General features: G+C 40.7%; 22 protein-coding genes. 6 read left to right on the top strand and 16 right to left on the bottom strand.

The genetic code is table 11. From position 1 onward, the window contains the following. Positions 1 to 9: 9 nt before the first annotated feature. From BA81_RS03910 to BA81_RS03875, 8 genes are all read right to left on the bottom strand, one after another. A complete protein-coding gene (locus BA81_RS03910; protein WP_024428139.1) occupies positions 10 to 627 on the bottom strand; it encodes a YpjP family protein in 618 nt (205 codons plus the stop codon). Positions 628 to 925: 298 nt separating this feature from the next. Next, complete coding sequence (locus tag BA81_RS03905; RefSeq protein WP_024428138.1) at positions 926 to 1,714, bottom strand: class I SAM-dependent methyltransferase; 789 nt, start codon at positions 1,712 to 1,714, stop codon at positions 926 to 928. Between the two features lie 66 nt (positions 1,715 to 1,780). Beyond that, positions 1,781 to 2,215 carry a BrxA/BrxB family bacilliredoxin gene (locus tag BA81_RS03900; RefSeq protein WP_024422738.1) on the bottom strand — a complete coding sequence of 145 codons (435 nt, stop codon included), beginning with the start codon at positions 2,213 to 2,215 and terminating at the stop codon, positions 1,781 to 1,783. Between the two features lie 81 nt (positions 2,216 to 2,296). Further along, positions 2,297 to 3,973, bottom strand: a complete 1,677-nt coding sequence (gene ilvD, locus BA81_RS03895) for a dihydroxy-acid dehydratase (RefSeq protein WP_024422739.1) — start codon at positions 3,971 to 3,973, stop codon at positions 2,297 to 2,299. A 307-nt stretch (positions 3,974 to 4,280) separates the two neighbouring features. Next, on the bottom strand, positions 4,281 to 5,417 hold the full coding sequence (locus BA81_RS03890) for a conserved virulence factor C family protein (protein ID WP_034280519.1): 1,137 nt from the start codon (positions 5,415 to 5,417) through the stop codon (positions 4,281 to 4,283). 30 nt (positions 5,418 to 5,447) lie between these two features. After that, positions 5,448 to 6,059 (bottom strand): HD domain-containing protein, encoded by a 612-nt coding sequence (locus tag BA81_RS03885; protein ID WP_227001666.1) that lies wholly within the window; start codon positions 6,057 to 6,059, stop codon positions 5,448 to 5,450. Between the two features lie 13 nt (positions 6,060 to 6,072). Continuing rightward, the gene (locus BA81_RS03880) at positions 6,073 to 6,555 is read right to left on the bottom strand and encodes a glutathione peroxidase (protein WP_024428135.1); all 483 of its coding nucleotides are present in this window, start codon (positions 6,553 to 6,555) and stop codon (positions 6,073 to 6,075) included. 74 nt (positions 6,556 to 6,629) lie between these two features. Further along, positions 6,630 to 8,312 (bottom strand): formate--tetrahydrofolate ligase, encoded by a 1,683-nt coding sequence (locus tag BA81_RS03875; protein ID WP_034280514.1) that lies wholly within the window; start codon positions 8,310 to 8,312, stop codon positions 6,630 to 6,632. 139 nt (positions 8,313 to 8,451) lie between these two features. Between BA81_RS03875 and metA the strand changes: the two genes are divergently transcribed. Both metA and BA81_RS03865 read left to right on the top strand, forming a co-directional pair. Then, positions 8,452 to 9,360, top strand: coding sequence for a homoserine O-acetyltransferase MetA (gene metA / locus BA81_RS03870; protein WP_024428133.1), 909 nt, complete (start codon positions 8,452 to 8,454; stop codon positions 9,358 to 9,360). Positions 9,361 to 9,588: 228 nt separating this feature from the next. Beyond that, on the top strand, positions 9,589 to 10,740 hold the full coding sequence (locus BA81_RS03865) for a diglucosyl diacylglycerol synthase (RefSeq protein ID WP_034280512.1): 1,152 nt from the start codon (positions 9,589 to 9,591) through the stop codon (positions 10,738 to 10,740). 33 nt (positions 10,741 to 10,773) lie between these two features. Here the strand turns inward: BA81_RS03865 and BA81_RS03860 are convergent, their stop codons facing one another. Next, a complete protein-coding gene (locus tag BA81_RS03860) occupies positions 10,774 to 11,475 on the bottom strand; it encodes an AIM24 family protein (protein WP_034280509.1) in 702 nt (233 codons plus the stop codon). Between the two features lie 260 nt (positions 11,476 to 11,735). On the opposite strand from BA81_RS03860, the gene cspD reads away from it, so the two are divergent. After that, entirely contained in the window at positions 11,736 to 11,936 is a 201-nt protein-coding gene (cspD, locus tag BA81_RS03855) for a cold-shock protein CspD (RefSeq protein ID WP_003215784.1), read from the top strand. 51 nt (positions 11,937 to 11,987) lie between these two features. Here the strand turns inward: cspD and BA81_RS03850 are convergent, their stop codons facing one another. From BA81_RS03850 to BA81_RS03840, 3 genes are all read right to left on the bottom strand, one after another. After that, positions 11,988 to 12,170: a hypothetical protein gene (locus BA81_RS03850; protein WP_008346368.1), complete on the bottom strand. Its 183-nt coding sequence runs from the start codon at positions 12,168 to 12,170 to the stop codon at positions 11,988 to 11,990. A gap of 172 nt (positions 12,171 to 12,342) precedes the next feature. Further along, positions 12,343 to 12,525 carry a zinc-finger domain-containing protein gene (locus BA81_RS03845; protein WP_024422748.1) on the bottom strand — a complete coding sequence of 61 codons (183 nt, stop codon included), beginning with the start codon at positions 12,523 to 12,525 and terminating at the stop codon, positions 12,343 to 12,345. A gap of 1 nt (position 12,526) precedes the next feature. Further along, complete coding sequence (locus tag BA81_RS03840) at positions 12,527 to 13,198, bottom strand: ribonuclease H family protein (RefSeq protein WP_024428130.1); 672 nt, start codon at positions 13,196 to 13,198, stop codon at positions 12,527 to 12,529. A 94-nt stretch (positions 13,199 to 13,292) separates the two neighbouring features. Between BA81_RS03840 and BA81_RS03835 the strand changes: the two genes are divergently transcribed. From BA81_RS03835 to BA81_RS03825, 3 genes are read left to right on the top strand one after another with little or no spacing between them, the layout of a single operon-like run. Continuing rightward, entirely contained in the window at positions 13,293 to 13,982 is a 690-nt protein-coding gene (locus tag BA81_RS03835) for a queuosine precursor transporter (RefSeq protein ID WP_024422750.1), read from the top strand. 1 nt (position 13,983) lies between these two features. Then, on the top strand, positions 13,984 to 14,379 hold the full coding sequence (locus tag BA81_RS03830; RefSeq protein WP_024428129.1) for a reverse transcriptase-like protein: 396 nt from the start codon (positions 13,984 to 13,986) through the stop codon (positions 14,377 to 14,379). 42 nt (positions 14,380 to 14,421) lie between these two features. Then, positions 14,422 to 14,547: a hypothetical protein gene (locus tag BA81_RS03825; RefSeq protein ID WP_003215584.1), complete on the top strand. Its 126-nt coding sequence runs from the start codon at positions 14,422 to 14,424 to the stop codon at positions 14,545 to 14,547. A 14-nt stretch (positions 14,548 to 14,561) separates the two neighbouring features. On the opposite strand, the gene BA81_RS03820 is transcribed toward BA81_RS03825, so the two are convergent. The 4 genes from BA81_RS03820 to BA81_RS19535 all read right to left on the bottom strand — a co-directional run bounded on the left by BA81_RS03820 (position 14,562) and on the right by BA81_RS19535 (position 19,848). Beyond that, on the bottom strand, positions 14,562 to 15,449 hold the full coding sequence (locus BA81_RS03820; protein ID WP_024428128.1) for a 5'-3' exonuclease: 888 nt from the start codon (positions 15,447 to 15,449) through the stop codon (positions 14,562 to 14,564). Between the two features lie 277 nt (positions 15,450 to 15,726). After that, positions 15,727 to 15,990 carry a YpbS family protein gene (locus tag BA81_RS03815; protein ID WP_024422753.1) on the bottom strand — a complete coding sequence of 88 codons (264 nt, stop codon included), beginning with the start codon at positions 15,988 to 15,990 and terminating at the stop codon, positions 15,727 to 15,729. A gap of 41 nt (positions 15,991 to 16,031) precedes the next feature. Beyond that, entirely contained in the window at positions 16,032 to 19,628 is a 3,597-nt protein-coding gene (gene dynA / locus BA81_RS03810; protein ID WP_034280506.1) for a dynamin GTPase, read from the bottom strand. Positions 19,629 to 19,761: 133 nt separating this feature from the next. Then, positions 19,762 to 19,848, bottom strand: coding sequence for a Fur-regulated basic protein FbpC (locus tag BA81_RS19535; protein ID WP_226340839.1), 87 nt, complete (start codon positions 19,846 to 19,848; stop codon positions 19,762 to 19,764). Between the last annotated feature and the right edge of the window lie 52 nt (positions 19,849 to 19,900).

Below are 19,900 nucleotides of genomic sequence, written 5' to 3'. Positions count from 1 at the left end.
CATCTCCTTCTAGTGGCTCATCCAGCTCGGCGGGGTGTTTTTGTCCCAGTAAATATTACCGAGTTCGTGATGCGTCTGGAATCCATCTTCTGCTGTATGGTAATGAAAGTTAAACCAATATCCGCTGTGAGGCGGCTGATCTCTTCTGACATGAAAACGGAGCAAATCTTCTCCGGTCTTGCGGTTGTAAATGTGGAAGATTTTTTCGCCATTTCCGCTTGAAGGCTGATCAGTTAAAACAACATCTTGAAATTTTTCGTCATCTTTGAAATTTGTTAAATAGTCGGTTAACACTTGTTCAATCTTCGGCTGAATCTCTTCTCTGTACTCGTCCTCAATGACAGGTGTGATTTTACGGCCAAATTTGAGAAAGGATTGATTTTCTGCACTTGACAGCACCTCTTGCTTATATTGCTCAAAGGGATCTAACTGTTCTTTGCTTTCCTCTTGCGTTAGTTCCCAGCTGCGCATTTCATCTGATGTATCATAAACAGCTGTATAAGGCGTTTTATCAGATGAAGAAAGTTCAGAGGGCTTGTCTGTCATCAAAGCCGACGGAGGAGAGACTAAACCAAAAGTTGCAATCGTAAAGAGCGCAACAAGCGTTTTTCTCATCCACATCTTCATGATATCTAATTCCTTCCATAAGTTATCATACTGCTATTCTAGCATATAATGAATTTTCAGTCATTCAATTTGGTCACCGATTTGAGACTTTCTTTTTCATAATAAAACGTTTACAATGGCAGTAATGACGACTAAAATTTGGGAGGAATGGGTATGCTTGAAGGGTTTTTTATTACGGCTTCCTTGCTGACATTATTTTATTTTGTCTATATGGAGATTACAGATTAAAAGCCCTGAATAAGGGCTTTTTTAGATGATTGACAAGGAATTAAAAAGAATTGTCTGCACACCTGAACCTTTAGCGAGGGCTTTTTTCTTTCTCAATATATCCATAATGAAATTGGGCTGTTTTTCGTTTTAAAACGTGAAATTGATAGGATTCTGCTAGAAATCGGGTGCTTTTCCAATGATCTTTTAAAACCACTCTTTTTCTCGCCACTCTCAGCGCTTCTTGGACGGCTGTTTCGTGGTCAAAGTGGTGCTCTGCCGCATGACGGAGCGGTGCGATACTTGAAGATTCTTGAATCGTCTCCTCAAACATCGGGTCAAAATAGACGACATCAAATGATTCATCAGAGAGCTTTTTTAGCTGCTCGATACTGTCTCCACTTACAACAGATATCCGGTTCATCGCTTCATCTGCCTCTCTTACCCCTGTCTCCCATGTGTTTAATCCTTCTCGCACTAGCAATGCTGTCATCGGATTCTTTTCGATACCGACGACCCTTCCATTCGCACCTACTCGCAGGCTTGCTGTAATGGCATCTGATCCTAGGCCAAGCGTACAATCTAAAAAGGAATCGCCCGGCTGAAGCTGCGTGGCTTCGATTAAAGGATCCTTTTCCCCGCGCATGAGCCGCTTCACCCTGAACATCGCTGAGCTTGGATGGAAGAAAAACTTTTCACCATTTGGCTGATACCATTCAAATCTTTCTTTCCCCACAACAAGGACATCTCCTCGTTTCATCGCAAGCTGCTTGACGGATTGTTTGCGCCTTTCTACATACTCACCATGTAAATCCTCTGCAAGGGCTTTTGCTGTTTCAATTGTTTGTTCATTTGCTCTAAAGCTTGTTGTGATAAGCATGCGGTTCCTCCATCATGATCAAGAAAAAATGCCCTGACTTGATCACAGGACATTTCAACATGTGTATTAGCAATGTTTTTCAAATGCAGATAAGACGTTGTTCATGATGTCTTCCATTTCATGACCTTCAATCTCGTCACGCGGAATAAAATGAACGAGTTCATTTCCTTTTAAAAGTGCCATAGATGGAGACGATGGCTCTTCGCCTGTGAAGTATTCTCTCATTTTTGCCGTTGCTTCCCTGTCCTGACCAGCAAAAACTGTGACAATTCGATCTGGAGTTTTTTCTGCCTTCATCACAGCTTGAGTAGCAGCTGGGCGTGCTAAGCCGGCAGCGCACCCGCATACAGAATTAACAACTACAAATGTCGTTCCTTCTGCTTCTTGCATCGTTTGTTCTACTTCTTCTTCCGTTGTTAGTTCTTGAAATCCTGCACTTGTCAGCTCTTGACGCATCGGTACAACGAGCTGGCGCATGTATTCTTCATATGCCATTGACATAAAAAAGCCCCCTCTATAATCCTTATGTTGTGAATAAAGGATACTATAGAGAGAGCCAATTTTCAAATGTTCGATATCAGATTAAATTTTCATGATTCCGCCTGTATTGGCTGATGTCACAAGTTTTGAATATCTAGCAAGATAACCCGTTTTTACTTTTGGCTCAAAGCCTTTCCAGTTTGCTTTTCTTCTTTCCCATTCTTCCTCTGGAACATCTACGCTTAAAATGCGCTGTTCGATATCGACAACGACATGGTCACCATTTTCAACAAATGCAAGCGGGCCGCCCTCAGCTGCCTCTGGAGAGACGTGCCCAATAGACAATCCGCGAGAAGCGCCGGAAAAACGTCCGTCTGTAATTAAAGCAACCTTTGGTCCAAGTCCCATGCCGACGATTTGTGAAGTAGGTGCAAGCATTTCAGGCATGCCAGGTCCGCCTTTAGGTCCTTCGTAGCGAATGATGACAACATGTCCTGCTTCTACTTTTCTATTAATGATACCTTCAAGGGCTTCTTCCTGGGATTCAAATACGATCGCAGGCCCCTCGTGGCGTGTGATCCCGTCTTGTACCCCGCCCGTTTTAATGATGGCTCCATCTGGCGCAAGGTTTCCAAATAAAACGGCTAAGCCGCCTTTTTCAGTAAATGGCTTGTCAATTGGATAAATGACGTTATAATCTTTTACCTCATGCCCCGCAATGTTCTCGCCAAGCGTTTTCGCAGTGACAGTCATTGTATCTAAATGAAGAGCTCCTTCTTTTTTAGACAATTCATTTAGTGCCGCTGTAACACCGCCTGCTTCATGTAAATCCTCAATATAAACGTCTGAAGCTGGAGCAAGTTTTGATAAATGAGGCACACGTTCTGCTACTTCATTGATACGTTCAAGTGAATATTCAACACCTGCTTCATTCGCAATTGCCAATGTGTGAAGAACGGTATTGGTTGAACCACCAAGTGCCATATCTAATGCAAATGCATTATCAATTGCTTTTTCAGTGACAATATCCCGTGGTTTAATATCTTTTTTGATGAGCTCCATGAGTTGTTTTGCAGACTTCTTCGCAAATTCTCTTCGTTCTGGTGATGTCGCCAAAATCGTTCCATTTCCAGGAAGAGCGATCCCGAGTGCTTCCGCTAAACAGTTCATTGAGTTAGCTGTAAACATACCTGAACAAGATCCGCAGGTTGGACAGCCAAACTGCTCTAATTCATTTAATTCCTCTTCATTGATTTTACCTGACTGGTATGCACCAACGCCTTCAAACACAGAAGAAAGAGAAATTTTTCTGCCGTCACTTGTTCTACCCGCTTCCATCGGTCCCCCGCTCACAAAGACAGTCGGGATATTCACGCGCATCGCTGCCATCATCATTCCTGGTGTGATTTTATCGCAGTTAGGAATACAAACCATTCCATCAAACCAATGAGCAGATACAACGGTTTCTACAGAGTCCGCAATGATTTCACGGCTTGGCAATGAATATCTCATCCCGATATGACCCATGGCAATTCCATCATCGACGCCAATCGTATTGAATTCAAATGGCACTCCGCCAGCTTCACGAATGGCTTCCTTCACAATCTTCCCGAATTCCTGAAGATGGACATGTCCTGGGACAATATCAATATAGGAATTACATACGGCAATAAATGGCTTGCCGAAATCCTCATCCTTTACCCCCGCCGCTCTTAGTAAGCTTCGGTGAGGTGCTCTGTCGATTCCTTGTTTAATCATGTTACTGCGTAGTTCTGCCATCTGTTTAAAAAGCCTCCTATACTACAAGTCTTGTTGACTGCATGATTTTGAGTTGATTTTATTTTACAAATTTTCTGTTTATTTAGCCACCTATGAATGACCGATGACTAACATGGCTGCTGAAGCAAGCGCTCAGCAAGGTTCGTGTCATAAAATCTGACCTCCAATATTCTATATTGGTACTACTATATAGAGTTTTTTCGCATATTTCAACAATATTCAAAATAATTTTTCTAAAAAAATTTTTCTGTCTATCATTTTTAGAAAAACAAGCTGCTTTTCATTGGCAGCTTGTTCATCTTTCTCATCATTCTGATGCATTCTTTCTACTTTCTGTCATTTGCTTCCATACAGAGCCTTTTGCTTCTTCTCCATGCTCAATGCGCTCAATCGCCATTTTCACTTGAAGACTGACTTCAAACTCAGGGTCTTGCTCTGCTTCTTTTAATGCTTCAAGTGCCGTTTCGTCCCCTTCTTCGTAAAGAAACATAGCTGCACGCCAGCGGACGAGCTTACTCGGATCCTTTAATGCTGCGATCATGGCTTCGATAGCACTCGGGTCACCAAGGTCAGAAATACAGTCACCAGCCGTTCTGCGGACCGTCACTGTTTTGTCTTCGAGCCCTTTATATAAAATAGGCAGAATGGCAGGATCTTCAATCATGCCAGCATTCACAACGGCTTGTCTGCGAATAGACGTTTTGGGATCCTCCATTGCTTTCATTAAAACAGGTATATCCTTTAGCTCTGGCTGCATTTGCTCTAAATGGGCAAAACGTTTTTTCCAATCTTCCTCTTGCAGCATGTCTTCTGTTACATCATATGCCTTTCGGTTCACCTGTCTATCTACAGCTTCCTGCCCTTCTTTCACTGCCTCTGTTAAGCGGGCTAAACGCTCATCATCATAGGCTGCTTGTAGCTCCTCTGTGACTTCCTGACCGATATCAGCAAATTCTCCAAAACGAACGCCGTGTTCTTTCCACACACGTTCAAACACGACATTGTCTGAGCTGCTTCTAAGCTTTAAAATGGCTGCTTGAAAACGTTCAGGCATGCCAAACCGCTCTTCTCTTTCACCGTCTGACAGTTTGACCTGCATTGGAATCCCATTAAACATTTGGACAAACACTTTCACTTCACCAAATGTGTCATCGCCTGACTGCGATCCTTCCTGAAGACCTTCTGTTTCTTGTCCAAAGGCTTCTCTAACCTGTTGTAAAATACCCTGCCAGTCAAACTTTGCATTTCGCTCAACCGCTAAGAAATCTGCAACATGATAAACCCCTTTTACACCTTCAATGCTTAAAATACGCTTGATCATTTCTGGCGCTTCGTCTTTTTGATCCTTTTTGTAGTTGTTGCTTTTACCGCCGGCAAGTGCTTCTGTCAAAATCACCTTCATGGTATTCGGACTTGGCGTTGGTTCTATAGCTGTTATTTTCATTGATATATCCTCCTTACACACATAAAGACCCTACTCATCTGTAAGGCCGCATTCTTCTTTCCACTTCTTGATAAATAAACTCATCAATTCATGCCGCTCATCAGCAAGCTGCTTTCCTGCATGAGTGTTCATCAAGTCTTTTAATTTGAGCAGTTTTTCTTCCATATGCTTTAGCACAGAGCCCTGCTGCATGTCCTCTGTATAATGGGGCTCACCTGTTGCGCCAGCATACGTAAACACTCTAGCGATACCGCTTGCTCCTATCGCATCCAGCCTATCGGCATCTTGAACAATGGCCCCCTCTAACGTCATTGGCCTAAACTGCTTATGCCGATGACGAAAAGACATCGTTGTAATGATGTCCATGATATAGCGGACATCCCGCGTGTCCAATTCCCACAAAAGGAGCTGGTTCTCAAGCTGCTTTTCAGTGACCTTCCATTCACTTGACAGCTTTTCATCAATGACATCATGTACAATCGCTGCCATCTCGATGATAAATAGAGAGCCGCCTTCCTGATTTGCAATACGGACGGCAAGCTGGCGCACACGAGCAACATGAGCCGCATCGTGTCCAGTCGGTTCATCCTTCAGCCTGTCTGAAACAAAGGAGGCAGCTGCCTCCAATTGTTTTCGCTGCATGACTGTCAGCATCTTATTTGTTGAGCAGAGCGATGATTGAGCTTTCTAATTCTTTTGGTGGTGTTTTCGGCGAGAATCGTTCAATAACTTCTCCGTCTTGGTCCACGATAAATTTTGTGAAATTCCATTTCACTGTTTTTGTCCCAAGCACACCTTTCGCTTGACTTGTTAAATGCTTGAACAGCGGGTGCGCCTCTTCGCCATTGACATCTACTTTCGCAAACATAGGGAAGGTCACTCCATAATTCAAAGAACAGAATTCTTGAATGGCTTCTTCTCCTTCTGGCTCTTGGTTCATAAATTGGTTACACGGAAATCCTAAAATTTCAAGGCCCTTTTCATGATATTGATCATATAACTCTTGTAATTGTTTAAATTGAGGAGTCAGCCCACATTTGCTTGCTGTATTTACAATAATGAGCACTTTTCCTTTATAATCTGCCATCGATTGTTCCTGACCGTTAATGGTCTTGACCTGAATATCATAAATTGACATCTCATAGCCTCCTAGGATTCACTTTTTCCTATCGTAACATGCTTCTTTTAGAAAATCGCTTTTTATGCTCCCGTTTAAAAGAGTCCTGTTACACTGCCGTCTTCTAATAAATCCATTTCAAGAGCCGCGGGTTTTTTAGGTAATCCAGGCATTGTTAAAATGCTTCCGGTTAAGGCTACAATAAACCCTGCTCCTACAGACGGCTTTAACTCTCGAATCGTAATGGTAAAGCCTTTAGGTCTGCCGATTAAAGCTGGATCATCTGAAAGAGAATATTGTGTTTTTGCCATACAAACCGGTAAATGAGCCCAGCCGTTTTCTTCAATGGCAGCCAGCTGCTTTCTTGCTTTAGTTGTGAGCGTGACCCCATCTGCACCGTAAACCACTTTGGCCACTTTATATAACTTTTCTTCGATGGAATCGTTCTCTTCATACAAATAGGTAAAGTTGTTCTTTTTCTTTTCAATGAGTGCTGCTAGTTCCTCGGCAAGAGCTGTTCCGCCTTCGCCTCCTTCTTCCCATACATTCACGGCTTTGACTGGATGGCCATGTTTGCCGCACCAATCTTCTATCGCTTGAATCTCTTCTTTTGTATCCGTTATAAACCGGTTTACCGCCACAATATATGGAAGACCAAAAGCTTGCACGGTTTCAATATGCTTTTCTAAATTATGTATACCTTCTAATACGGCGTGTGCATTCTCTTCTTTGAGTTCGGTTTTCTTCATTCCGCCATGCATCTTTAATGCTCTCACTGTTGCGACAATGACAACTGCACTAGGTTTGAATTCACCAGCTCTTGTTTTAATGTGCAGGAACTTTTCTGCTCCAAGGTCTGCACCAAATCCAGCTTCTGTAACGACATAATCAGCTAATTTTGCTGCCATTTTGGTTGCAATTAAACTATTGCATCCATGTGCAATATTAGCAAAAGGACCGCCATGGACAAGGGCTGGGGTTCCTTCAATCGTTTGAACAAGGTTCGGTTTGAGTGCGTCTTTTAAAAGTAGCGTCAGAACACCTTCATATCCAAGTGCTCCCACTGTGACTGGCTCGCCTTCTTGATTATAGGCAACAACAATAGAAGAAAGACGTTTTTTTAAGTCGTTTAAGTCTTCTGCTAAACAGAGGATCGCCATCATTTCGGAAGCCACTGTAATATCAAATCCGTCTTCTCTAGGATACCCATTTAACTGACCGCCAAGTCCGACAACGACCTGTCTTAATGCACGATCGTTTAAATCAAGCACCCGCTTCCACACAATGCGCCGCGTGTCGATACCGAGTTCATTTCCGTGATGGATATGGTTATCAATAAATGCAGATAAGGCGTTATGTGCAGATGTAATGGCATGAAAATCCCCTGTGAAATGAAGATTGATTTCTTCCATTGGCAGCACCTGTGAATATCCTCCGCCCGCTGCTCCGCCTTTAATCCCCATTGTAGGACCTAATGATGGCTCACGCATCGCAACGATCGCTTTTTTGCCAATTTTTTCAAAGGATTGACCAAGGCCGACAGTTACGGTGGATTTCCCCTCACCTGCTGGCGTAGGGTTAATCGAAGTGACAAGAATCACGTGTCCTTCTTTTTGTTTCTTTAAACGGTCAAAAATAGTCAAAGATATTTTCGCTTTTGTGAAACCATAGCATTCTAATTCTTCGTCATGTATTTGCAGCTTTGCTGCGATGTCTTGAATCGGTCTCAGCTTAGCCTTTTGGGCAATGTCAATATCAGATAAATGCTTTGTGATCATAACAAAATGGCCTCCTTTTTTTACAGAAACAGCATTCTTTTTTGCTCTATTTTTCATTGTAACATAATTGAAACATTGAAATATCGCCAGAAAGTTCCTATAATGAAGTGAAATTAGCTTTGGTTCAGGGGGTGGCGAGTTGCCTATTAACATACCAGTTCATCTGCCGGCAAAACAAATACTAGAGAGCGAAAATATTTTCGTCATGGATGAGACAAGGGCATTCAAGCAAGATATCCGTCCTTTGAATATCGTGATCTTAAATTTAATGCCAAAAAAAATACAAACTGAAACGCAGCTGCTGAGAATGCTCGGAAATTCTCCTTTACAAGTGTACTTCACGTTTTTGATTCCAAGTACACATACACCGAAGAATACGTCGAGAGAGCATCTAGATGAATTTTATACGACCTTTGAATCGATCCGCCATAAAAAATTTGATGGAATGATCATCACTGGCGCACCAATTGAGCACTTACCTTTTGAAGAAGTTTCTTATTGGAAAGAGCTGCAGGACATTTTGGACTGGAGTAAAACCAATGTAACGTCTACCCTTCATATTTGCTGGGGTGCACAGGCAGGTTTATATCACCATTACGGGATTGAAAAAATCAAGCTTCCCGAGAAAAAATTTGGTGTATTTGAGCATATTGTGAAAGAGAAAAAAGAAAGATTAGTCAGAGGTTTTGATGAAGTATACTATGTCCCACATTCTAGGCATACAGATATTAATACAGAACAATTAAAAAACACGCCGAATTTGAAAGTCTTGAGTATGTCTGAAGAAGCGGGTGTTTGTTTAATTGTTTCAGATGATGATAAACAAGTATTTTTAACTGGACATCCTGAATATGATACAGATACATTGATGCAGGAATATGAAAGAGATTTGTTGAAACATGATACAGTCCAAAAACCTGTCCACTATTTTATAGAAGATGGTGACACATTAATCCCAGTAAATCGCTGGAAAGCCCATGCAACCTTATTGTTTATGAATTGGCTAAATTATTATGTTTATCAAGAAACACCATACGTTTGGGAATAAAATAGACTGTGGTCTGATGATAAATCGTCAAAATGTGTTAAAATACAAATGGCTCTGTCTTCCATTATCAATTGAATCTGTTTGTTTTTTAAAATTAGTTTAATTCTTTCGTAACGAATGATATGCTCTAACTGTTTATATGTTATCTTTATGTATATGTAGACCTATGAGATTAATAGTTTTCGTACGAAGTTTTGTTGTTGTTGATTACATTTGAGGTGAATATTCTTGAATACCAATAAAAAAATATTAATCTTGACCGCAAATTATGGAAATGGACATATGCAGGTAGCAAAAACACTGTATGATGAATGCAAATCCCAAGGGTTTGAACATGTTGTAGTTTCTAATTTGTATCAAGAATCGAATCCCATTGTGTCAGAAGTGACTCAATATTTATACTTGAAGAGCTTTTCCATTGGGAAACAATTTTATCGCTTGTTTTATTACGGTGTAGATAAAATTTACAATAAACGCAAATTTAACATTTATTTAAAGATGGGAAATAAGCGTCTCGATGAATTAATTCAGTTACACAATCCGGACATCATCATTATTACATTCCCGATGATTGTTGTACCAGAATACCGAAACAAAACAGGTAAAGTGATTCCGACTTTTAATGTCATGACAGATTTTTGTCTCCATAAGATTTGGGTACATGAAAACATCGACCGATACTATGTTGCAACCGATTATGTGAAACAAAAATTAGTGGAAATCGGCACACATCCAAGCGATGTCAAGGTGACAGGTATTCCTATTAGACCACAGTTTGAAGCAGACGTGCCACAATCGATGATCTATAAGAAATATGGATTATCATCAGATAAAAAAGTTCTTCTCATCATGGCCGGTGCTCACGGTGTACTAAAAAATGTGAAGGAATTATGTGAGGCGCTGCTTCTCGACAGTGAAGTACAAATTGTTGTTGTATGCGGAAAGAACGCCGCGCTGAAACAATCGCTTAGCGTTCTTGAACAAGCACACCCAGATCAATTGAAGGCGCTTGGATATGTGGAACAAATTGATGAATTGTTCAGAGTAACAGATTGTATGATTACAAAACCAGGCGGCATTACTTTAACAGAAGCAACTGCAATCGGTGTCCCGGTCATTCTTTATAAGCCTGTCCCTGGACAAGAAAAGGAAAATGCTCTTTTCTTTGAGGAATATGGCGCTGCCATTGTCATTAACCGACATGAAGACATTTTAGAATCTGTGACCAACTTGCTGCAGGACGAAGAAAAATTAGAAACAATGAAACAAAACATGAAAAAACTGCACTTAAAACAATCTTCTCAAACCATTTTGGAAGATATCGTTGAGCAGTCAGATCTCATCATGAATAACAAAACATATGCTCGCGCATTATCATAAAAAGGTGTCCGTCATTGACGGACACCTTTTTCCTCACCCTTGATTTCCATTTGTTGTGTATACTTCTTCAAACGGCTGAACGACAACAAAGCCGCTTCCGGTAAACTTCATTTGAATGGACTCTCCGCTTCCCCTGCCAATAAACGTTTTAAAGGAAACATCTGTCACAAATTCAGTTTTTAAATCCCCTGACCACGCAACAGTCGCATTCGGATCTGTATAAACAGAATCACCCGGCTGAACAATGAGTGTCAGCGGCTCATAATGACTTGTGATTGCAACTAAGCCCGGTCCTTCTAATTTGACATTAAATAATCCGCCTGCAAGCATACCAGACACTTTTTTCATTAATTTGATATCCCAGCGGACAGATGGTTCAAACGCAAGCAGGTCGTTTCCATTCACAAAAATGGATTCTCCTTGAGCCAAACGAAGAATCGAGATTTTTTTACCTTGATCTGCCACATATAATTTCCCATCACCTGTCGCCTTCATTAGTGAGGTGCCTTCTCCTGAAAGCATTTTTTTGAACATCTTGGAGACGCCGTGCTCAAAAACACCTTCACGTTCAAATTTGATTTTCCCTCGATAGGAAACCATGGAACCCGTTTTTGCCCAAATCGTGTCAGTCAAATTAATTTCTAAAAGTCTTGGTGTTTCAAGTTCGAAGACCCCTTCTCCTTTATCTTCTTGCTGCGTATTCTGAACAAATTCTTCAAGTGTATAACGATTCATGATTGCACCTCTTTTTGTATTTTTTTTATATACGGACAAGCTGCACGTGAGGTTCCGAAAACGTTTTATATTTCATTGTTATTCACCAAAAAAAAAAAAAAAATCAAACATTCTGCTCAAAATTTGGCTCGCCTGCTTGACGCTTTACTTTTGATGGTGTATAGTGGAACCATCATTTAACAACTGCAAAGTCGTTAGGTGATGAAAATTTTTTTTAGTATGCCAAAAGGTGTGCTACAGTACTAGGAGGAAAAAGCAATATGCAAAACGGTAAAGTAAAATGGTTCAATAATGAAAAAGGTTTCGGCTTCATTGAAGTTGAAGGCGGAGACGATGTATTCGTTCACTTCACAGCTATCGAAGGTGACGGCTACAAGTCTTTAGAAGAAGGACAAGAAGTTTCTTTTGAAATCGTTGAAGGTAATCGTGGACCTCAAGCTGCAAACGTAACAAAAATCTAATCAACTAAATCAATGATGAAACGACAAAATAAAGAGAGGCATATGCCTCTCTTATTTGATTTTCAGCTGAATTTCAATTGCTAAAATATTTTGCTTCAGTCGTTGTTCAATTTCAGAAATATCTTTTTCGAGAAAAGGTCTTCCCTTCTTTGCTACATCTACTAGCTGCTCTAGATCGCTGTATACCTCTTGAAATGTTCGATGTAATACCGTTTCGAAATCCTTATTATCCATGCCGGCCTTCCCCTTTTCCTCTATTATCCGTCACTTAGTCAAAAAGTAACTCAACCAAAACTTTCTATAGTTATATCGGCTCATTTTTCAGAATATGTTCTCTTTTTACACATTCTATCCGTTTTTTTTCATGAGCGGATGTTTGAGCAGGGAAAACCGGGGCGGCAGCCGCTTACTTTTTAAGCAGCGTCTGTCCGTATTCTTTTATTTTCTCTCCTACTGTGCATTGCTGAATACAAAAGGAGTGGGCGTATTTTTTTCCATATTCTTTTCGAAAGTGCTTCTTAATCAAACAATCTGAACAATACGTGTCTTGGAGATCCGTCAATTCTTGTACTGCTGTTTTTTTATCCACATTATTCAGCTCCGTCTGCTTCTAATTTCAATTTACTTTCAATTGGAACGTCTGCAAGCATCTGCCTTGCAAGCTGATCCGCTTCTGCATTTTGTTTACGATCGATGACTTCATATGTTGGCGTAAGCCTCAGCTCCTTTAAAGCCGCTTCAATCCGGTCGAGCCATTTGTTATGTATATCATCATAACAAGGCCATTCTCCTTTTAACTGATTCATGACAACAAGTGAATCGCCTCTAATCGTGACAGAATTTCTGCTTGCTCCAAGGTCTTTTAAAGCTTTGACAGCCTCAAATAAAGCTGCATACTCTGCTTCATTATTGGTGATTCCTTGGAAGGGCTGATTTTTTCTCAAACGATAAGCATCTTCTCCGAGCTTATAGTAAACGACAACCCCAAGACCAGAGTCGCCTGTTTCTTTGTGAAAACTTGCATCAAAATAGACCTGAAGCTGATCAGGTTCAAGCTTTAGTTCTTCATTTAGCTTTTCAAGTTCTTTAATAGACCACATCGCCCCTTTTTCATCTTCAAATGATAGGAGTGACTGTGGTTCTTTTTTGTCGATATGTTTGGCTAAAATCAAGGCCTCTTTTAGCTCCATCCAATCTTCTTGGAAAAAAGCAATGGACCCAATCGATTTCACTTTCATTGTATAGTGTGCTCTTAATTTCATTGATCACATCGCCTTCCCGTGCTTTTAAGGTAAACGTTCGTTATGCTATAATCAAAAAGTTACATTTCACAATGAGAAAGGAAGTTCATGTCACTTGTTTAATGAAGGTATTTGGATCTTATTTGCGATCATTAATTTTATCATTGTTCTTCTATTTTATAAAGGATTTGGCAAGATGGGCCTTTTCGTCTGGATTGGCTTTGCGACGGTGGCTGCAAATTTACAAGTGGTCAAAACCGTTGAATTGTTTGGCTTAACGGCAACACTTGGAAACATTTTATATGGCAGTGTGTTTTTTGCAACGGACGTATTGAATGAAAAATATGGACAAAATGAAGCGAGAAAAGCTGTCTGGATTGGTTTTGCCACTCTTTTAACACTAACCGTTGTCATGCAGGAGGCTTTACTTTTCCATCCCGCTCCATCCGACATTTCTCAAACATCCCTGGAAACCATTTTTGGCTTTATGCCAAGGGTCGCACTTGGCAGTCTTGCTGCTTATATCATCAGTCAAATGTTAGATGTTTATGTATATTCGTTTATTCGCCGGATATTTCCTTCCGATGGTGCGCTCTGGGTGCGCAACGCTGGAAGTACGATGATCAGCCAGCTGCTTGATACACTGATCTTCACAACAATTGCCTTTCTTGGCACCTATCCATTTCATGTATGGATCGAAATCTTCATCACGACTTATGTGATTAAATTTATCGTCGCCGCGATTGCGACACCATACGCGTATGCAGCGAAAAAAATGGTTCCGCTTGATGAAAGGGTGAAATAAATTGCCAGCTGAAATATACATTGATGGTGCTAGCGCAGGTAATCCGGGTCCTTCTGGCATCGGCATTTTCATTAAATATGATGGAAAGGCAGAATCTTTCTCGATTCCTCTTGGATCAATGAGCAATCACGAAGCAGAATTTTCCGCTCTCATTGAAGGGATGAAAATCTGCGTAGAAAAAGGACTGCGATCCGTTTCGTTTCGAACAGATTCACAGGTAGTTGACCGTGCAGCCAATGCAGGATTTGCTAAAAATCCAGCCTTTCAGCATTTTATAAAAGAGATGATCGAGCTTCAAAGCCAGTTTGATTTATTTTTCATTAAGTGGATTCCAAGCAAGGAAAATCATGTAGCTGATCAGCTCGCTAGAAAAGCGATTCACCTTTCTAAAGGATGAATCGCTTTTTTTCGGTTATGCTAATGTATGAGGTGATACTGATTGGATAAAGAAAATAAAGGTCGTGTCACAAATGGGACAACGCCTCAAGGTGATGCGCAAACAAAAGATAAGCAGCCACTATCTCAGCTCGAAAATAGAGCGAAGAAAAGCAATACAAAAAGATGAATGTAGGGATCAGCTTAGCTGATCTCTATTTTACTTAACCGATTCACCATCGGTTCAATTCCTTTGATTTGATGGTATCTCAGCATGGCAGCAGCCCGTTCTTGATTGATGTTCACCTTCGTCTCATCTATTGGACAGCTCAGCGGGACATCACATTTGATCTCTGCCAATAAACGGGAAAGCTTCAAATCTTCTAATCCTGCTTGCATTTTCTTTTGCTGGGCAGCCGTTAGTTCATGAACATTTTCTAATAATCCGTCAATGGTTTGATATGTTTGAATAAATTTTAATGCTGTTTTTTCTCCGATTCCTTTGACGCCTGGGTAATTATCACTTGAATCCCCCATAAGTGCTTTCATATCGATCAGCGCCTTTGGAGAGATGCCCATTTCCTCTTCAAATAAAGCTTTAGTATAATGTTTATAGTTCCCGATTCCTTTTTGCATTAGAGCAACCGTCACTTGTTCATTCAATATTTGCAGCAAATCTCTGTCCCCAGTTAGGACAGTCACACGTGCTTCATTCTGATAGACTGCCGCCAGCGTGCCGATACAATCATCTGCCTCAAAGCCCTTTATACCAACATTTACAATTCCTAGTTCTTCTGTCGCTTCCTTTGCTAAATCGAATTGCGGAATGAGCTCGACAGGTGCCTCTCCTCGATTTGCTTTATAATCTTGAAACAATTCATTTCGGTATGTTTGGCTTCCCATATCCCAGCAGCAAACAATATGGGTTGGCTCAAATGTTTGAACAGCGGTTAATAAATGCTTCAAATAGCCATTTACTCCATTCGTCGGGACACCGTGATCATTTATCATAAAATTTCGATGGACAGCCGTTGCATAAAACGATCTGAATAGAAGCGCCATGCCATCAACAAGCAATACGTGTTTATTCATTCTTATAAACTCCCTTTTTCAAAACAATACTCCTATTCTATCATAGAACATAGAATTCGACATAAAAAAGGCGCCTTCTTCTTTTGGAAAAGAAGTGGCACCTGGGGATTACTTTTGACCGTATTGCATTTTTTTCGATTCTGCTTCTGCGTAGGACGGCATCTCTTTTTGTTTAGGATGACGCTCATCCTGCTTTTTTGCATGCTGTTTTTTTTCCATCATCATTCCCCTTTCTCGGTTCACTTGTTAAGATGACCAAAAAAGAGAAAGTTACTCTTTACTTCTGTTTTCGTTCGACATACTCCCTGACCATATCAATCGTGACATGCTTACGCAGCGGAACAATTCCGCCTCGTGCAAGCTCATTCATCTTCGAAGTAATTTCATTGATCTCGTCAGTTGTAAATGGCTCGTTTTGCTCACACTTCAAAACAGCAGTCTCTATTGCCTGCTCTCTTTTCTGCTCAAGCGCAAGAAACGATTTGATATGAGCATTCTGTTTTTGTGAATGTGCGGAAATTTCTTCGTGTACGCTCGTCATTTTTTATCAACTGCTTTCTTTTTTATATAGTCTATCATGAATCAAATGGTTTTCAACTGGTTCTTCCATTCATTTGTTTGCTTGTATACTTGTTCTATCATCGCCTGCTCTTTCGCATCTGTCGTCAAGCTCATGATAAATGTTTGTTTTTGTTCACTCAGCTGCTTGAGCGCTTCTGTTTCATATCTTTCAGTAAAGGTCTTCACCATCATATCGTATCTGCTCTGTAGTTCTTCTTTTTCTTTATCTGCCCATTTCGTCGTTAACTGGAAAAGAACATCTCGAATCGCTTCTATAAACGCTGCCTTCCCGTTCTGTTCAAAGAAAGCTTTCGCTGATTTTTGCTTCTTTAAGAGCGGCTCAAACGGCGTCAGGTCCGCTTCCACTTCAATTTGTTTCAGCTCGGCATTTTTCTCATCTGGCGGCGACAGCCGGAGAGAAAAGTAAGGATCTTCTGCACACGCAGCCTGTAATCCTTTCTCCCACTCCTCTTTGAAATATTGAGTGATAAACGATTCCATTCGAATATCAAGCGCTTTTATCTCCTGTACAAATTCAAATTCATAATCCTTTAGCGCCTGTTCAAGCGCTTTTTTCAACTCCTGTCTGAAGTCCCCTTGAGATATTCCAGGATAAAAGGCTGTCTTTAACAGATCATTAGCATAAAGTGACAAGCGCTGAACAATGTGGTAAAGCTGTTCGTGCAAGTCCTTTTTCACACTTTCTGTCACTAGCTTAGATCGTTTAATATAGCTCATTTGATCAACGATCGCTTCATAGGATGTGTTTATCTTTTTCTTTTCTGCTTGCTTTTCATCTTCCGACTGATGCAGCGTCTCATGCAGCTTGTCAACTGTTCTACATAATGTACTAGCTTCAAAATACAGAAGCTCAATCGCATCTTTCGTTAATTCTTCCTCAATAAAATAGTCGAGCTGTGTTCTAAGCTGTGCATACTGGTTATAAGGCGACTGTCCCTTTCCTTCGATCTCTTCTTTGCTGGATACGTGATGAAGGTTTGGGTGCCTGATGCCTTCTTTTGTGAGCTCATTTTTCACATAGTCAAAGACGGTTTCAAGCTCTGCTTGATCCTTTGCGAGGTCAGCTGCATTGATAATAAAAAACATTTTATCCATGCTAAATGAATCTTTTACAAGCCCGAGTTTACGTAAAAATGACCGGTCTGCTTTTGAGAAAGAATGCTGGTAGTAAGTTAAATAAAGAAGGGCATCAGCATCCTTCATATATTGAAAGGCAATCTCTGTGTGACGTTTATTCATACTGCTGGCGCCTGGTGTATCAACAATCGTCAGTCCTTTATCTGTTAAAGGTGTACTTAAATAGACCGTCACTTCCTTCACCACACAAGAAACAGCCTCTTCAGCCACATATGGCTTTAATTCTTGCAGGGTGACATTGAGCGGCGTTTGTTTTTGAATCGAATCACGGAACGTTTCATGAGCGTTTAAAAAATGGTCAACAATGATGCGGTGATCCTGTTCAAGCTCTCTTTTTTTCAGCGTCCGCTCGAGTTTCGCTTGAAACGTATCTCCCTTTTCTTCTGTTATAGAATAACCGAGAATTTGATCGAGCTCCTCTAATATTTCCTGCTCGGTTTTAAACACCACTTTCACACTTTCATGCGGATGGTCTTCTGTCGGCCGGGTCAGCTTATTGATCGTGGCCGTCGTTGGTGTAGGAGATGATGGCAGCACCTTTCTCCCAACAAGGGCATTGGCAAACGAAGATTTCCCCGAACTAAAAGCACCGAATAAGGCGAGTGTAAATTCCTTCGCTTGCAACCGCTTTGTTCGTTTTTCAAAGGACTTTCTTTGAGACCCAAGCGCGTTTAATGGCATTAAAATTTGAGAAAGCTGCTCAAACTGGTCAATCGACTGCGCTGTCGGGATATGCTGTGATTGTCGCATTTGATCAAGCTCTGTCTGCTGCTGATTTTCTTTTTCGCTTTCTTCGGTATGAGTTGATGTTTGATTCTGATTTAGCTCGTCATGCTGCATCCGGTGTTTTTTCACATAAAACCAATCTTCTTCGATCTGCTCATTTGTTCCGTTTTGCCATATATCCCATACATGCTCAATATCTTTTCTGATGTGATCATTTTTTTCCATGCATTGCTCCAGCGCTTGGAGCTCCTGTGCTGCCTGGACCCATTTATCTTGCTGCTTTCCCTTTTCATTCAGGAGCTGGGTTTTCAGCATCTCGGTCATTTGTTCAATCAATGGTATTGCTTTCTGTTTCGTCTGTCTTTTCAGTGCTTCACCCGCATCTTTTGCATATTGCAAAACGTATTCATTTGAAAATGTCGCACCGTGATGGATCACGTTTTCAAGCAGTGATTCTTCTACAGGTGTTTCAAATGCCATCACTTGATTTAATAGCTCTTCACCAAGCTGATGTTTCTTGACTTCTTTTTTGAGCAGCTCAGCAATATGCCAGTCTACTTCTGCTTTCATTCTTGCTTTGACATCTGCTAAGAACTCGTTCGCCCGCTTTTCTTTTTCCTGCTCGGTTTTATTTTTAGCGAACAGCAGACCTACCTTAAAGCCAGGTGCTTTCGATTCAATATAATCACTTGCGAGCTCCCTCATTTTAAATGGGGTTAGATTTGCATTTTTTAAAATGTTCTCGACTTCAGAAGACACTTCATCTTCTAACTGTTTTGCTCCATTTTCAATGAAGCTGCTTCTCGCTTCAAGTTCCTTCACTTCTTTTCTTTTTTCTTGAAGCTGTAAATCCAGATCCTCTTCCTGCAGCTCTTCTTTTAATGAGTCAATATGTTCTTTTAAAACATGCTCTATTTTCTGCTCGGTATAGGCGCGAAGCGATGCTTTCGGCAATGTTTGTAATTCTTGCAGTTTCTCGATTAAACGAATCATTTCGTTTCTTGGATGCGACTCATCGGTTACAGATGTAAAGTATAGATGTTCTTCTTCAATGCCTTCTTTTTGAAGCATATCAACTACTTGATTTTTGTAGTCTTCAAATGCTGTCTCATGCTCATCATGTCGATCGACTTGATTGACGATGAAATAAAGATTTGGCACTTTCTCTTTAATGGAGCGAATGAAACGAATGTTTTCCTCAGAATGAACATGGTTGTAATGAACGACATAAAAAAGAGCATCTGCTTGATGAAGAATAGACGCAGCAGATAAAAAGTGAGCATGATCCGTTGAATCAATTCCGGGCGTATCAATCACTGCTACCTTTTCTTCCAGTCCTCTATAGTCCCCGCTAATTTCCACCATTTCAATCTGTTCTCCATCCTTACAAAAACGCTGAACTGCTTCTTTATCATAAGAACCGCTCATTTTTGCAAAGCGGCCATCTGAGGTGTGAAGCTTTACTTCACTCTTCCCTTTCCTCACGACGACCAAGTTGGCACTTGTTGGAATTGGACTCGTTGGCAGGATGTGATCATGAAGCAGATGATTCACAAGAGATGACTTTCCAGCTGAATAGTGGCCGGTAAATGCGATATACACTTCTTCTTCTGCTTCCTTTTTGATAATCGATGCAAGTTTGGCTGCGCGTTCATGATCATCCCTTTTAAGAAGGCTTTGATATAAAGCACCTGTAGTTTGAACGAGCGAATCTCGAATAGACAAGTCTTCCATGACGATAAACCCCTTTGTTTTTAGAAAAGTCAGTTATGTATGTGATACCATTTTACACAAAATGAAGAGATTTTTCTTCTGATCTGAGGAAATAAAAAAAATCTGCTTCCCGATCAGTCGCAATTGACTGCGATCAGGAAGCAGATTTTTTAGAAACACCTTTTAATACGAAGCCAATTAATAGGCTGTATACACAGACCGTACCGAGTAAGAAAACCATTGTCATGTGATCACCGTCCATCCTTCGTGATTGAGAATGCTTATCATTAATG

Origin of the sequence: Bacillus safensis FO-36b (genome assembly GCF_000691165.1) — a bacterium.
In the GTDB taxonomy this organism is placed as follows: domain Bacteria; phylum Bacillota; class Bacilli; order Bacillales; family Bacillaceae; genus Bacillus; species Bacillus safensis.
The sequence above is the reverse complement of the archived record's forward strand: the minus strand, read 5'-3'. Positions and strand labels throughout refer to the sequence as shown.